Source organism: Streptomyces sp. NBC_01244 (assembly GCF_035987325.1).
Lineage (GTDB): Bacteria > Actinomycetota > Actinomycetes > Streptomycetales > Streptomycetaceae > Streptomyces.
In genome coordinates this window covers 805,734-819,323 of sequence record NZ_CP108488.1, presented here as the reverse complement: position 1 = coordinate 819,323, position 13,590 = coordinate 805,734, and the positions used below count along the sequence as shown (strand labels likewise).

Below are 13,590 nucleotides of genomic sequence, written 5' to 3'. Positions count from 1 at the left end.
GACATGCCACAGGAGACCCCAGCGGTGGACACGACGGCCAAGGACGGCCCGGAGATCGAGATCCGGGGACTGCACAAGTCCTTCGGCGCCAACCACGTCCTGCGCGGTATCGACCTCGACATCGCCCGCGGCGAGGTGGTGTGCGTCATCGGGCCCTCCGGCTCGGGCAAATCGACGCTGCTGCGCTGTGTGAACCTGCTCGAAGAGCCCAGCGAGGGCCGGGTCTTCGTCGGCGGAACCGAGGTGACGGACCTGGACGTCGACATCGACGCCGTACGCCGCCGCATCGGGATGGTCTTCCAGCAGTTCAACCTCTTCCCGCACGTCAGCGTGCGCGAGAACCTCACCCTGCCCCAGCGCCGCGTCCTGGGCCGGAGCAAGGCCGAGGCCGAGGCCGTGGCCCGGGAGAACCTCGCCCGCGTCGGCCTCTCCGACAAGTCCGAGGCGTACCCGGCCCAGTTGTCCGGCGGCCAGCAGCAGCGGGTGGCGATCGCCAGGGCCCTGTCCATGGGCCCGGAAGTGATGCTCTTCGACGAGCCGACCTCGGCGCTGGACCCCGAACTCGTCGGCGAGGTGCTCGCGGTGATGCGGGTCCTGGCGGGCGAGGGCATGACGATGATGGTGGTCACCCACGAGATGAGCTTCGCCCGCGAGGTCGCGGACCGGGTCGTGTTCATGGACGGCGGGGTCATCGTCGAGCACGGCCCGGCGGCCCAAGTGGTCGGGGATCCCCGGCAGGAGCGGACCAGGAGCTTCCTCAACCGGATCCTGGATCCGGCGTCGGCCGAGCCGCCCGGGCCCCGGGACGAGGAACCGGGCCGGGCCGCGGACGCCTGACCGGCCCGGGCACCTGACCGCGTTCCGTCCCTGACGGCGTCGAGCCCCCGACCGGACGGGGTTCCCGAGCGAGTCGTGCACCCGCGGGGCCCGAGCTCGGCGCCGCGCTGCCCATGGGGCAGGATGGCAGTCCGTTCCGGATGCGCACGCATGCGCGAACGCGGCCCCACGCACGACGAACTGACAGGTGACAAGGTGACCACACCCCTCATCGGGCGGCCCGCAGGGCCGGCCCCCGCCTCCCTGGTCCGGCGAGCGGCGGAGGACGTCCGTTGAGCCGGGACCTCGTCCTGCACGACTGGCTGATCGCCGGCATCGCGCTGGCCGCGGGCGGTCTCGCCGGGCTGCTGCTGCGCGCCCTCGTGCGGTGGCTGTCCAAGCACGCCCTCAGGACCCGGTGGAGCGGCGACGACATCATGGTCGACGCGCTGCGCACCCTCGCACCCGCGGCGGCCGTCATCGCGGGCGCCGCCGTGGCCGCCTCGACGCTGCCGCTCAGCGCACGCGTCTCCGGGTGGGTGAACCACTCGCTGACCGCGCTGCTGATCCTCGTCGCCACGGTCGGCGTGGCCCGCGTCGTCGCCGGCCTCGTCCAGTCCGTGGCCCAGGCGCGGACGGGAGTGGCCGGATCGGCCACCATATTCGTCAACATCACGCGCGTTCTGGTGCTCGCGATCGGCCTGCTCGTCGCCCTCGAATCCGTGGGCGTGTCCATCGCACCCTTGCTCACCGCCCTCGGCGTGGGCGGTCTGGCGGTGGCCCTGGCGCTGCAGGACACCCTGGCCAACCTCTTCGCGGGCGTGCACATCCTCGCCTCGAAGACGGTGCAGCCCGGTGACTACATCCGTCTGACGAGCGGTGAGGAGGGGTACGTCGTCGACATCAACTGGCGCAACACCGTGGTCCGCAACCTGTCGAACAACCTGGTGATCATCCCCAACGGGCGGCTCGCGCGCACGAACATGACCAACTTCACCCAGCCGGAACAGCAGTTGTCGATCATGGTCCAGGTGGGAGTGGGCTACGAGAGCGACCTGGAGCACGTCGAGCGGGTGACCCTCGAGGTGGTCGACGGGGTCATGGCGGACATCAACGGCGCGGTCCCCGACCACGAAGGAGCCGTACGCTTCCACACCTTCGCGGACTCCAGGATCAACTTCACGGTGATCCTCGGCGTCGGCGAGTTCAGTGACCAGTACCGGATCAAGCACGAGTTCATCAAACGCCTGCACAGCCGGTTCCGGGCGGAGGGCATTTCGATCCCGGCCCCCACGCGGACGGTCGCGCTCCACCAGGAGGACTCCCGGTCCGTGCCGCTCGCAGGGGTCGCGCTGGTCTCTCCGGTGTCGCCGGTCCCGCATCAGCGCGAGGCGCCGGTCACGGCCCTGGCGGACGGTGTGCGGTAGCGAGGGAGGTAGCGAGGGACACCGGCGGATGGGGGCGCGGAGGCGGGTCATAAGCTGACGCCCCGGGGTCCGCGCCCCGTCGTCTCCCGCACCGCGCAGTCCATCGAAAGGACCCTGTCATGAGTGAGAAGGCCCGCAAGCTCTTCGACGCGCTCGACCTGAACAGCGACGGGGTGCTGACCAGGGTCGAGGTGATCACGGCCCTGCGCAGCAAGGGCCCCACCCTCGCAGCCCAGGGCGATCTGCCCTTCTGGGCCGTGGGCGACGTCGACACCTCCTCGGCCCTTTTCGACCGGGCGAACGCGGACGGCGACGACGTGCTGTCCTTCGAGGAGTTCGAGCGCGAGGTCGACCGCCGCTTCGGCTGGTAGCCGCGAGCGGGCCCCGGACCAGGGCTGGTCCGGGGCCCGGCTCAGGGCCTGCTCGGCGTCTGCAGGGCGGCTGCCCGGCGGCTGCTCAGTCGCGGACCCCGTCGCAGGCGATCCGCAGGTGCCGGGGCCCGCGCAGGACCGCGTTCTGCCGGTAGGGCGGCGGATCCTCCAGCAGCCGCGGGTTCTCCAGCCGCCGGGCCAGCTCGCTCAGCGCGAGCTGGGCCTCCAGCCGTGCCAGCGGGGCGCCGAAGCAGCTGTGGATGCCGCTGCCCAGGCCCAGGTGCTGGATGTCCTTGCGGTACGGGTCGAAGCGGTCCGGGTTCTCGAAGCGGTCGGGGTCCCGGTTGCCGGAGGCCAGGATCAGCCACATCGAGGAGCCCTTCGGGATGGTGACCCCGCCGACCTCGATGTCCACGAGCGGGGTGCGCTGCGGCAGCAACTGCACCGGCGGCTCGAACCGCAGCAGTTCCTCCACCAGCGGCACGGCCAGTCCGGGCTCCTGCCGCAACTGCGCCAGCACGTCCGGGTTGCGCAGCAGGGTCAGCATGCCGTTGGTGATCAGGTTGACCGTGGTCTCGTGGCCGGCGATCAGCAGCAGGGCCGCCGTGCTCAGCAGCTCCATCGTGGACATGGACTCGTCCGGGCCGTGTCCCACGGCCAGTTGGGAGAGCATGTCCTCGCCGGGATCCTTGCGGCGCTGTTCGATCAGCCCGGCCAGGTACATGCCCAGCTCCATGCGGGAGTCGTGGGTCTTGCGCTGACGTTCGGCCGGATCGGCGTCCGGATCGGGGTCCAGGCTCGCGGCGAGGGTGTCGGCCCAGACGTGGAACTTGGGCTCGTCCTCGCGCGGTACGCCGAGCAGCTGGCAGATCATCGTCACCGGGAACGGGTACGCGAACTGGTCGACGAGGTCGATGTTCTCGGTGTCCCCGAGGTTGTCGATGAGACCGGTGACGATGTCCTTCAGGCCGCCGCGCATCCCGTCGACGCGGTGCGGGGAGTGCGGCGGCCCGAAGGGCCGGTTCGTCATCCGGCGCAGCCGGTCGTGCTCCGGCGGGTCCAGCTTCAGGAAGCTCGGCGGCAGCGCGGTCTCCTCCGCCTCCCCGCCCTCGGCCAGCGGGTCCCCGGCCGTGGCGGCCAGGTTGCGGGCGTCGGAGCTGAGCCGCGGATCGTGCAGCAGGCTCTGGATGTCGTAGTAGGTGCTGATGACGTACGGTCCGGTCCCGTCGTGGAAGACGGGGGTCTTGCGCAGCTCCTCGTACAGCGGGTACGGGTTCGCGCGGCTGGAATAGTCCAGGATCTGGCTCAGGATGCCGTGGGCCATGGGAGTCCTCCGGGTACGTGCGGGTCAGTGCCCGGCGGGGGTGAAGGTGGCGATCCGGCGGTCGGCCGGCGAGTACCCGCTGAGGGTGATGGTCGGGCCGTGCGTGGGCAGGGAGGGGTCGGGGAAGTCGGCCGGGATCGGCCGCTGCCCGTCGGGGCGCCGGTCCACCGTGGTGAACGGCGGCGGGAAGGGCGCGCAGGCCTCGATCTGCTTCTCGTAGAACTGCAGCCAGCGCCCGTTGTCGAAGGTGACCGCGCCGATCACCCGGCCCTGGTAGCCGTAGACCGCGGTGAACCGGCGCTCGGACCGCGACCCCTGGGTGATCATGATCTCGCTGCCCATGGAGGGAACGCCCACGGACTTGATGTTCACCCCGAACTGAGAGGACCAGAACGCCGGCACCCACAGGTGCGGCCGGCGGTCGGTGCCCTCGCTCAGCATGTTGTGGGCGGCGGTCTCGGCCTGCGCCACGGCGTTGCCCCAGTGCTCCAGGGAGAGGAACTGGTAGCCGAACAGCGCGTGCGGGGAACGGGCCACGTCGCCCGCCACGTAGATGTCGTCGGTGACGATCCCGCGGAGGTCGAAGGCCCGGCAGCCCGCGTCGCAGGCGATGCCGCGCGGACCCGCGCCGAGTCCGGAGCCGGTCAGCCACTCGGTGTTGCGCTGGGCTCCGAGGGAGACGACCACCACGTCGCATTCCAGCGTGGTGCCGTCGGAGAGGTGTGCGGCCCGCACGCGTCCGGTGGAGTCGCCCTCCAGTGCGGTCACCATGATCCCGGTCCGCAGGTCCACGCCGTTCTCCCGGTGGAGTTCGGCGGCGACCGCCCCGATCACCCCGCCCAGGGCGCCGACCAGGGGGCCGTCACCGCGTTCGGCGACGGTCACCTCCAGTCCGCGCTCCCGGCACGCCGAGGCGATCTCGGAGCCGGTGAACCCGGCGCCGATGACCAGGACCCGGCGCGGTCCGGCCGCCAGGGCGCGGGCCAGGCCCGCCCCGTCCTCGCGGGTGCGCAGGGTGAAGACCCCGTCGAGCTCGCCCTCTGCCTCGTTCGGCCAGGGCCGGGCCCGGACGCCGGTGGCGATCAGGAGACGGTCGTACGGGACCTCCTCGCCATCGGCGAGCTTGACCGTACGGGCCGCCATGTCGAGCCCCGTGGCCGCGACGCCCAGGCGCCATTCGGCGTCGATGTCGAGCCGTCGGGGGAGCAGGGTGCCGTCGGCCTCGGCCTTGCCCAGCAGCACCTGCTTGGACAGCGGCGGGCGGTCGTACGGCTCGTGGCGCTCGTCGCCGACCAGGGTCAGTGAGCCGGCGAAGCCCTTCTCCCGCATGACCTCGGCGGCGCGCAGGCCGGCCAGCGAGGCACCGACGACCACGATCCGGCCGGAGCGCTTGAGCTGGTCCAGGGCGGTGTCAGCCATCGGAGGCCTCGCCCCCGGCGCCGGAGGCCGCGGTCGCCGGGGTGCGCGCGGCGGCGCCGTCCGGCCGGTCCAGATCGTCCACGAGGATGGCCTGGACGGGGCAGGCGGCGGCGGCCTGGGCCACGCGCTCGCGCTGGGCCTCCTGGGCCTGCGGATCGTAGAGCAGCCCCTCGTCCCCGTGCATCGCGAAGACGTCGGGGGCGAGGAAGGCGCACTGCGCGTATCCCTGGCACCGGTTGAGATCGACGACGAGCCTCAGCAAGGTGTGGTCCTTTCGGTGCCCCCCTGGGCTTCCCGCACCAGCGTGCGCGCGGTGGTGCCGGGAAGCTCGTAGGCGGCGGCTATTGGAGTGAGGGTTGTGGCGCCCGTCAGGGGGCCTGGCTGGGGCGGCCCCGGCCCGACCGCAGGATGTACAGGCTCACGAGCAGGGCCCAGGCCGGGAAGACCAGCTCGGACCAGGGCACGGAGGAGCCCGCCACGAGCAGCACCAGACCGGCGAGGTACCCCGCCAGGGCCAGCGGGCGCGGAAAGACCCCGAGCCGGCGGCCGATCGTGGAGGTCGCGAACACGAACACGGCGGCCATCCGCATCCCGTACGTGGTCAGCAGGTTGTAGGCGAAGTGGCGGCCGAAGTCCTGGGGCTGATCGGCGTCCAGCACCGTCCCGGCGGCCGCGGCGGCGCCGAAGAGGCTGGCGACGAAGATCAGCCCGCTGCCCAGGAAGACGGTGGCCACGAACCGGTCCTCGGCCTCGCCGGAGTGCTCCCGCAGCGCGCCCATGAACCACAGGAAGGCGATGCCCGCGAAGGGGACGAGCTCCAGCGCCGTGGTCACCGCGTCCCGCTGCCCGGAGGTGATCTCGACCTCGGCCGCGCCGCCCCCCTCCGGGAGGGCGATCCGGGCCAGCACGATCGCCGCCGCCATGAGGGCGGCGAAGAGGATCCCCGCGAGCCCCGCCGCCCTGGGGGTGCTCAGGCTCTGCCGGGGGGCGGTCTCCGGCGCTTCTGGTCTCATGCGTCCAGCAAGCCCCGGGTGCGGCCGTGGTGCCAGCGGGGCCGTGCGCCCGGGTGACACGGGTCGCGGTCCCCGGACCCGAGAGGTGGATGTAAGAAATTATTGACACCAGGTATGGATCCTTTTACCTTGGTGATGTCAAAGTTCTTTTACATGGGAGCGGGTGCGGTCGTGGCGTTCGAAGAGAAGCGCGCATGGATCATGGGGGTGGTCGCGGTCATCGGGTACGCGGTCTACCTGGCTCTCGTGCTGGGCCGGTCCGGCGACGGCGTCCCCCTCGCCGAGGTCCCGTACGTCACGCCGCTGCTCTGGACGGTCGGCGGCGCCATCGCCGCCGCGATCCTCCTCAACATCGCCGTGGCGGTGGCCGGGCCCGGCGAGGCCGACGTCAAGGACCAGCGGGACAAGGAGATCGGCCGCCTCGGCGAGCACGCCGGGCAGTCCTTCCTCGTCATCGGCGCCGTGACCGCGCTGATCCTCTCGATGGCCGGCGCGGACCGCTTCTGGATCTCGAACGCCCTCTACCTGGGCTTCGTCCTTTCGGCCGTGCTCGGCTCGGTCGTCAAGCTCGCCGCCTACCGCTGGGGGTTCCAGTCGTGGTGAAGCCGACCGGCATCACGAACCGGATCAGGATCCTGCGCTTCGAGCGCGGGGAGATGACCCAGGCGGAGCTGGCGGAGCGCATCGGAGTGACCCGCCAGACCGTCATCGCCATCGAGAAGGGCCGCTACTCGCCTTCGCTGGAGACGGCGTTCAGGATCGCCCGCGTCTTCGCGGTGCCCCTTGAACAGGTATTCCAGTACGCCGATGGCGCGGACGATGCGGACGGCGCAGGCGACACGGACGACACGGACGACACCGACGAGGAAGGGACGGCGCCGTGAAGGCGATCGTGCAGGACGCGTACGGCTCGAGCGAAGTACTGGAGCTCAGGGACATCGAAACGCCGAGACCGGGCAGGGGAGAGGTGCTCATAGCCGTCCGGGCCGCCGCGCTCGACGCGGGGGTCTGGCACCTCATGAGCGGCAAGCCCTACCTGCTGCGCCTCCTGGGCTACGGACTGCGCGCGCCCGGCGTGCCCGTGCGCGGCCGGGAGGTCTCCGGGCGGGTCGAGGCGGTCGGCGAGGGGGTGAGCGCCTTCCGCGTGGGGGACGAGGTGTTCGGCATCTGCGAGGGCTCCTTCGCGGAGTACGCCACCGCCCGGCAGGACAAGCTGGCGCTCAGGCCCGCCGGGATGCCCCTGGAGGCGGCGGCGGCCCTCCCGATCTCGGGGCTCACCGCCCTCCAGGCGCTGCGTGACGCGGGGCGCGTACGGCCGGGGCAGCGGGTCCTGGTCATCGGCGCCGCGGGCGGGGTCGGCACCTTCGCGGTGCAGTTGGCCAAGGCGTACGGGGCGCACGTCACCGGAGTGTGCAGCACCACGAAGACGGAGCTGGTGCGCGGGCTCGGCGCGGACGAGGTCATCGATTACACCCGCGAGGAGTTCGCGGACGGCGTCCGCCGCTACGACCTCATCCTGGACACCGCGGGCAACCGGGCCCTGTCGCACCTCCGGCGCGCCCTGACCCCGCGCGGGACGCTCGTGATCGTCGGAGGCGAGGGCGGCGGCCCCTGGCTGGGCGGCATGGGCCGGGTCCTGTGGGCCGCGCTGCTGAACCCCTTCGTGCGCCACGGCCTCAAGGGGTTCATCTCCGCCGAGCGTCAGGCGGACCTGGAGGTCCTGCGCCGGCACGTCGAGGACGGCACCCTGTCCCCGGCCGTCCACCTCACCTGCCGGCTCGCCGAGGCCCCGGAGGCCATCGACCGGATCCACCGGGGCGAGGCGCGCGGAAAGATCCTGATCACGCCTTAGGCGTGGGCGCCGTTCCGGTGCTGCCGCTGCCGCTGCCGCTGCCGCTGCCGTTGCCGGACGCGGTGGGTGCGCCGGACGTGCTCGGAGCGGTGGTCGAGGGGGACGCGGTGGGAGCGGGGGAGGTGCCGGGCGCGGCGGGCGCGGCCGGGGTCCCGGGGGAGCCCGACGGGGTCGCGCCGGGCGTGGCCGTCGGGGACTCCGGGGCGCAGATGATCTCGTCGCGCGGGGTGTAGTGCGTACGGAACGTCTCGCGGCCGACCTCGTGGCCGCCCCGGACGAAGACACGGTCGACGGAGACGTCGAACCCTTCCAGCGGGGTCTGGGGCTCGCAGGTGGGGCCGGTGACGGTGCGCTTCGCCGGCGGGGTGATGTGGGTGCGCGGACCCTTGGTGGCGCGAATCTCGTCGTACTGCTTCGTTCCGAGCAGGGTGATGGTCACCGAGGTGGAGGTGGAGGAGGCCCGGACGGTCACGGGGTGCCCCGAGTCGTTCTGCCAGCGCAGGTCGAGGGTGCCCCAGGCGACGGTGGCCTCGCGGCCTTCCGGGTACCGCTCGATGTAGAAGGAGTGGGCTCCGTGCTCCAGCGGCTTCAGGCCCGCGAAGAACATGGCGTTGTACATGGTCGTCGCGACCGCGGAGACGCCGCCGCCGGGGGATTTCACGTAACGGCCGTCGTTGATCATGATGCCGTCGACGAAGCCGTTCTCCTCGGTCCGCTCGCCCACCGCCTGGTTGAAGCTCCAGACGTCGCCCTGCTGGACGACGGCCCCGTTGATCAGTCCCACGGCGCGCGCGATGTTGTGGGTCCGGTAGGGCGCCGCGGGATAGGCCACGGTGAAGGTGGAGAGGATCTGCTGCCCGACGGCCGCCGGGGCGGTGGCGGTGGCGGTGTCGGTGGCCGTGGCCGTGGCCGTGGGCGGTCCGGTCCGGTCCGGGGCGGGTGTGCCCACGGCGGCCGCGGGACCGGCGGAAAGGCCGCCGAGGCCGAGCACAGCGGCCGTGCCGGCCGATATCAGGGCGATCCGCGTGGTGGCCGTACGGCCGTGGGCGCGTCGCATGTCTCTCCCTGTCGCTTCGGAATCCGAACCATACGAGTCTGGTCTAAATCGGACCAAAAGGGTGAGAAATGTGCCGGGTCTCACGCCAGAGGGCCCGGAAGGCCCCGCCACCGGGCGCCCGCCGGTGCTTGGGCGCCGTCAGGCTCGGGCTCGAGCGGGCACCTCGCGGACAAGGAGAAGTGCCACGGCGCCCAGGAGGGTGCCGGTGATACGGCGTTGCGCGGTGGCCCAGCTCGGGCGTTGCCCGAGGAAGGTGGCGATGGCGCCGGCGGCGATGACGATCAGGGCATTGACGGTCAGGCTCACCGCGATCTGGACCGAACCGAGGGTCAGGCCCTGCGCGGTCGGATGCCCGCGATGCGGGTCTATGAACTGCGGGATCAGGGTCAGGTACATGATCGCGGCCTTGGGGTTGAGCAGGTTCGTCACCAGCCCCATGCGGAAGAGTCGGGCCGGGCTGTCGCGGGGAATGTCACGGACCTCGAACATGCCTCGGCCTCCGGGCCGCAGGGCCTGCCAGGCGAGGTGGACCAGGTAGAGGACTCCCGCGGCTTTGAAGCCGATGAACAGCCAGGGCACCGCGACGAACACGACGGCGAGGCCGAGGTTGCCCATCAGCATGTAGACGACGAAGCCGACGCCGGTGCCGGCCAGGGAGACGAGGCCCGCGGTGCGTCCCTGGCTGATGCTGCGCGAAACGAGGTAGATCATGTTGGGCCCGGGGGTCACCACCATGACCAGAGCGGTGAGCGCCATCCCGAAGACGGACACGCCGGACACGGGTGAGGACAACGAGGTGAGGGACATGCCCCCACCCTGATGTAATGGCCTTGTGCACCTCAACCCTTACGGCGAGTACGCCGTGCTCCTCGCCCGCTCCCTGGCCGACGATTGGCCCGACACCCGGGACGGGATCGTCGAGCGGACCCGCGAGTTCGGCATGACGATGCTCTTCCCCGAGCGGCCCGACGACCACGCCCGCTGCCGGGCCGTGCTCGACGACTGGATCCGGGTCGTCGACGCCCGCGACCCGAACGAGCGGGCGGAGATCCTCAACGGGCAGATGGCCGCCGCGACCGCGTATCCACGCCTGACCGACCACAACGGCGAGGGCTGGCACCTGCACTATCGCGACGTCGACGACGACCTGGCACGCGTCCTGCACGCCGTGTTCAGCGTCGGCACCGCACTGCACCTGACCACGCGCGGCATGCACCGCCTCGGCCGGTGCGCGGCCCACCCCTGCGCGAACGTCGTCGTCGACACCTCGAGGAACGGCACCCAGCGGTACTGCTCACCGCGCTGCGGCAGCCGTGATGCCGTCCGCCGGCACCGCGCCCGACAGCGCGAGCGGTGACGACCCGCGCCGCGACCGGCCGCCACGGAGTACCCCTAGAGAACCGAGCGGATCCGCCTGACCAGCAGCGATCCCGCCACGGCGAGACCGCCCGCCAGCGCGTACAGAGCCGTGTACCCGCCGAGGTGGGTGACCACCGGGGCCGCGATCACCGGAGCCAGCACCTGCGGCAGCGCGTTGGCGATGTTGATGACGCCCAGGTCCTTGCCCCGGTCCTCCGCGGTCGGCAGTACGTCCGTGAGCAGGGCGAAGTCCACCGCCGTGTACACGCCGAAGCCGAGGCCCAGGACGAGCGAGGCCACGACCGCGCCGGTCCAGGTCTGCCAGACGGCGAGCAGCAGCGTGGCCGAGGCGATGACCAGCCCGGACCGGATCACGTAGGACTTGCGGCGGCCGCTGCGGTCCGACCGGATGCCGCTGATCACCACGGTGGACAGCAGGGTGAGGGCGTTGAGCGCCGTGAGGATCAGGACCCCGGTGTCCGCGTCGCCCCGGTAGCGCACGGCGTCGGTCAGGTAGTAGAGCAGGTACATCGTGCTGATGGAGTACGAGAGGTTCATCAGGAACCGGGTCAGCCAGGCCCAGCCGAAGTCGGGATGGCGGCGCGGGTCGATCCAGAAGCCGGTCAGGAAGCCGCGCCACCGGAAGGGCGGCCGTGCGGCGGGGGCGAGCACGGAGTCCCGCCGCATCAGCACGTACGGCACGGCCGCGAGGACCGAGAAGGCCGCGCAGGCCAGGTAGCCGGCGGTGATCCCGCCCGCGACCGTGGCCAGCGCCGTGCCGACCAGGATCCCGATGACCTGGGAGACGCCGAGCCAGCCGCCGACCAGCCCGCGCTGCCGGGCCGGGACCTGGTCGGGGACGGCCGCGGTGAGCGCGGCGAAGGCGGCGTTGAGGGCGAGCTGCACCAGGCACCAGCCCGCGATCACCACGGCGACGCTCTGCGCCAGCCCGAGGACCACCAGGCCCACCGCCCCGCCCGCCACCCCGGCGACCACCCAGGGGATCCGGCGGCCCGCGCGCGCCGTCGTACGGTCGGACAGCGCGCCGAAGACGGGATTGGCGACCATCGAGACGGCCGCCCCCAGTCCCGTCACCAGGGCGAGGGTGGACGCCTTGTTCTCCGGGGTCAGGAACTCGGCCTGGCGTGCCAGCAGCAGCTGGAGCGGGCCGAACCAGCCGACCCACACCCCGAGGTTGGCGAGGGACAGCGCGCTCACCCACCGGCCGCCCGGCGGCGTGGCGGCCTCCGTGGCCGCCGCGATCTTCGGCCCGGCGGTCACCTGCCGCTCTTGATCAGGTCGCGGTACCAGGCGTACGACTCCTTGGGGGTCCGGGCGAGGGTCTCGTAGTCGACGTGGACCAGGCCGAACCGCTGCCGGTAGCCCTCCGCCCATTCGAAGTTGTCGAGGATCGACCAGATGAAGTAGCCGCGGACATCGGCCCCCTCGGCCATCGCCTCGTGCAGGGCCCGCACGTGACCCTCGTGGTAGGCGATCCGGCGCGCGTCCTCGATCCGGCCGGTGCCCGGATCCGGGCCGTCCCCGTACGAGCAGCCGTTCTCGGTGATGTAGAGCGGCGGCAGCCGGTCGCCGTAGCGCTCCCGCAGGGTGGCGAGCAGTTCGCGCAGCCCGTCCGGGACCACCGGCCAGTCGAAGTCGGTGCGCTCGTACCCCTCGATCTCCCGGAAGGCGAAGGGGAGGCCGGAGGGGATCTCGATCCCGCCGAAGGCGGAGGCGCCGGCCGGGGTGGGGGCGCCGACGAGCATCGGGTTGTAGTAGTTGACCCCGTACCAGTCCAGCGGGGCCGAGATCGCCTTGAGGTCCTCGGCCACCGGGCCGGGCAGCAGGGATTCCAGGCCGTCCGGGTAGGCGCCGGTCAGGATCGGGTCGGCGAAGAGGCGGTTGGTGAGGGTGTCGTACAACGCGGCGGCGGCCCGGTCCTCTTCGCCCTCGCCGGCGGCCCACACGGGGCTGTGCGAGGCGGCTATGCCGATGTGGCGCGCGCCCGCCGCGCGCAGGGCCTGTACGCCCAGTCCGTGGGCCAGCAGCTGGTGGTGGGCCGCGGGCAGGGCGTCGAAGACGAGCTGCTTGCCGGGGGCGTGTTCGCCGAGGCCGTACCCCAGGAGGGTCACCTCGGCGGGCTCGTTGATGGTGATCCACATGGGCACGCGGTCGGCGAGGCGCTCCGCGACCACCGAGGCGTACGCCGCGAACCGCTCGGCGGTGTCGCGTTCCAGCCAGCCGCCCCGCTCCTCCAGGGCGAGCGGGGTGTCCCAGTGGAAAAGGGTCGGCACCGGATCGATCCCCGCGGCGCACAGCTCGTCGACGAGCCGGTCGTAGAAGTCCAGCCCCGCCCGGTTGACGGCCCCGTGTCCGTCGGGCAGGACCCGGGACCAGGAGACGGAGAACCGGTAGGCGTCCACGCCCAGTCCGCCCATCAGGGCCACGTCCTCGCGGTAGCGGCGGTAGTGGTCGGTGGCCACCTCCGCGTGCGAGCCGTCCTTGACGCGCCCCCGCTCCCGGGTGAAGGCGTCCCAGGAGGAGGGCCCCCGGCCGTCGGCGGTGGGCGAGCCCTCGATCTGGAAGGCGGAGGCGGAGACGCCCCAGCGGAAACCGGCCGGGAAACGGGGCACGGGCGGGAGCGGCGGTACGGACGTAGCCATGCGGACTCGCTTCGTTCGGGGACGTTCACGGCACTTTCGGGTCCCCGGACCCGCCCTGTCAATGGAAAGTGAACAATTCTCAACTTTTGCCGGAGCGTGCCGCGTCGAGCAGGGCCAGCTGCTCCGATCCGGCCTTCTCCAGCTCCCCGGCGAGCTCCCGCGCCTCCCCGGCCCCGCCCGAGGCACGTTCGCCCGCGCAGAGCAGCAGCGACTGCGTGAGATGGGCGCGCAGGGCGGTGGCGAAGACCCGGTCGAGTTCCTCCCCCGAGAGCGCTCGCGCCCTGCGCAC

The 13,590-nt window shown here is 72.0% G+C and carries 15 protein-coding genes and 1 pseudogene; 7 read left to right on the top strand and 9 right to left on the bottom strand.

Translation table 11 applies throughout. The features are described from left to right. Window positions 1-3: 3 nt before the first annotated feature. The 3 genes from OG247_RS03490 to OG247_RS03480 all read left to right on the top strand — a co-directional run bounded on the left by OG247_RS03490 (window position 4) and on the right by OG247_RS03480 (window position 2,614). On the top strand, window positions 4-837 hold the full coding sequence (locus OG247_RS03490; protein ID WP_327250775.1) for an amino acid ABC transporter ATP-binding protein: 834 nt from the start codon (window positions 4-6) through the stop codon (window positions 835-837). A 272-nt stretch (window positions 838-1,109) separates the two neighbouring features. Next, window positions 1,110-2,243 (top strand): mechanosensitive ion channel family protein, encoded by a 1,134-nt coding sequence (locus OG247_RS03485; protein WP_327250774.1) that lies wholly within the window; start codon window positions 1,110-1,112, stop codon window positions 2,241-2,243. A 119-nt stretch (window positions 2,244-2,362) separates the two neighbouring features. Next, window positions 2,363-2,614 carry an EF-hand domain-containing protein gene (locus OG247_RS03480; RefSeq protein ID WP_327250773.1) on the top strand — a complete coding sequence of 84 codons (252 nt, stop codon included), beginning with the start codon at window positions 2,363-2,365 and terminating at the stop codon, window positions 2,612-2,614. Between the two features lie 85 nt (window positions 2,615-2,699). Here OG247_RS03480 and OG247_RS03475 read toward each other — a convergent pair whose 3' ends face one another. The 4 genes from OG247_RS03475 to OG247_RS03460 form a co-directional block, all read right to left on the bottom strand. Further along, the gene (locus OG247_RS03475) at window positions 2,700-3,938 is read right to left on the bottom strand and encodes a cytochrome P450 (RefSeq protein ID WP_327250772.1); all 1,239 of its coding nucleotides are present in this window, start codon (window positions 3,936-3,938) and stop codon (window positions 2,700-2,702) included. 24 nt (window positions 3,939-3,962) lie between these two features. After that, a complete protein-coding gene (locus tag OG247_RS03470) occupies window positions 3,963-5,357 on the bottom strand; it encodes an NAD(P)/FAD-dependent oxidoreductase (protein WP_327250771.1) in 1,395 nt (464 codons plus the stop codon). After that, complete coding sequence (locus OG247_RS03465) at window positions 5,350-5,616, bottom strand: ferredoxin (protein WP_327257333.1); 267 nt, start codon at window positions 5,614-5,616, stop codon at window positions 5,350-5,352. Before OG247_RS03465 ends, OG247_RS03470 begins: the two co-directional genes overlap by 8 nt. Before the next feature lie 109 nt (window positions 5,617-5,725). Then, a complete protein-coding gene (locus tag OG247_RS03460; protein ID WP_327250770.1) occupies window positions 5,726-6,370 on the bottom strand; it encodes a hypothetical protein in 645 nt (214 codons plus the stop codon). Window positions 6,371-6,505: 135 nt separating this feature from the next. Between OG247_RS03460 and OG247_RS03455 the strand changes: the two genes are divergently transcribed. The 3 genes from OG247_RS03455 to OG247_RS03445 are packed head-to-tail and all read left to right on the top strand — an operon-like array spanning window position 6,506 to window position 8,222. Then, entirely contained in the window at window positions 6,506-6,973 is a 468-nt protein-coding gene (locus tag OG247_RS03455) for a hypothetical protein (protein ID WP_327250769.1), read from the top strand. Then, window positions 6,967-7,254: a helix-turn-helix transcriptional regulator gene (locus tag OG247_RS03450; protein ID WP_327250768.1), complete on the top strand. Its 288-nt coding sequence runs from the start codon at window positions 6,967-6,969 to the stop codon at window positions 7,252-7,254. The genes OG247_RS03455 and OG247_RS03450 overlap by 7 nt, the downstream gene beginning before the upstream one ends. Then, on the top strand, window positions 7,251-8,222 hold the full coding sequence (locus OG247_RS03445) for an NAD(P)-dependent alcohol dehydrogenase (protein ID WP_327250767.1): 972 nt from the start codon (window positions 7,251-7,253) through the stop codon (window positions 8,220-8,222). The genes OG247_RS03450 and OG247_RS03445 overlap by 4 nt, the downstream gene beginning before the upstream one ends. Before the next feature lie 187 nt (window positions 8,223-8,409). On the opposite strand, the pseudogene OG247_RS03440 reads toward OG247_RS03445, so the two are convergent. After that, a pseudogene (locus OG247_RS03440) lies at window positions 8,410-9,069 on the bottom strand (VanW family protein); the annotation flags it as partial. A gap of 348 nt (window positions 9,070-9,417) precedes the next feature. Further along, window positions 9,418-10,086 carry a LysE family translocator gene (locus OG247_RS03435; protein ID WP_327250766.1) on the bottom strand — a complete coding sequence of 223 codons (669 nt, stop codon included), beginning with the start codon at window positions 10,084-10,086 and terminating at the stop codon, window positions 9,418-9,420. A 25-nt stretch (window positions 10,087-10,111) separates the two neighbouring features. On the opposite strand from OG247_RS03435, the gene OG247_RS03430 reads away from it, so the two are divergent. Beyond that, window positions 10,112-10,636 carry a CGNR zinc finger domain-containing protein gene (locus tag OG247_RS03430; protein WP_327250765.1) on the top strand — a complete coding sequence of 175 codons (525 nt, stop codon included), beginning with the start codon at window positions 10,112-10,114 and terminating at the stop codon, window positions 10,634-10,636. A gap of 35 nt (window positions 10,637-10,671) precedes the next feature. Here OG247_RS03430 and OG247_RS03425 read toward each other — a convergent pair whose 3' ends face one another. From OG247_RS03425 to OG247_RS03415, 3 genes are all read right to left on the bottom strand, one after another. Next, window positions 10,672-11,919: an MFS transporter gene (locus OG247_RS03425; protein WP_327250764.1), complete on the bottom strand. Its 1,248-nt coding sequence runs from the start codon at window positions 11,917-11,919 to the stop codon at window positions 10,672-10,674. After that, window positions 11,916-13,301, bottom strand: a complete 1,386-nt coding sequence (locus OG247_RS03420; protein WP_327250763.1) for a GH1 family beta-glucosidase — start codon at window positions 13,299-13,301, stop codon at window positions 11,916-11,918. Before OG247_RS03420 ends, OG247_RS03425 begins: the two co-directional genes overlap by 4 nt. A 79-nt stretch (window positions 13,302-13,380) precedes the next feature. Further along, entirely contained in the window at window positions 13,381-13,590 is a 210-nt protein-coding gene (locus OG247_RS03415; protein WP_327257826.1) for a hypothetical protein, read from the bottom strand.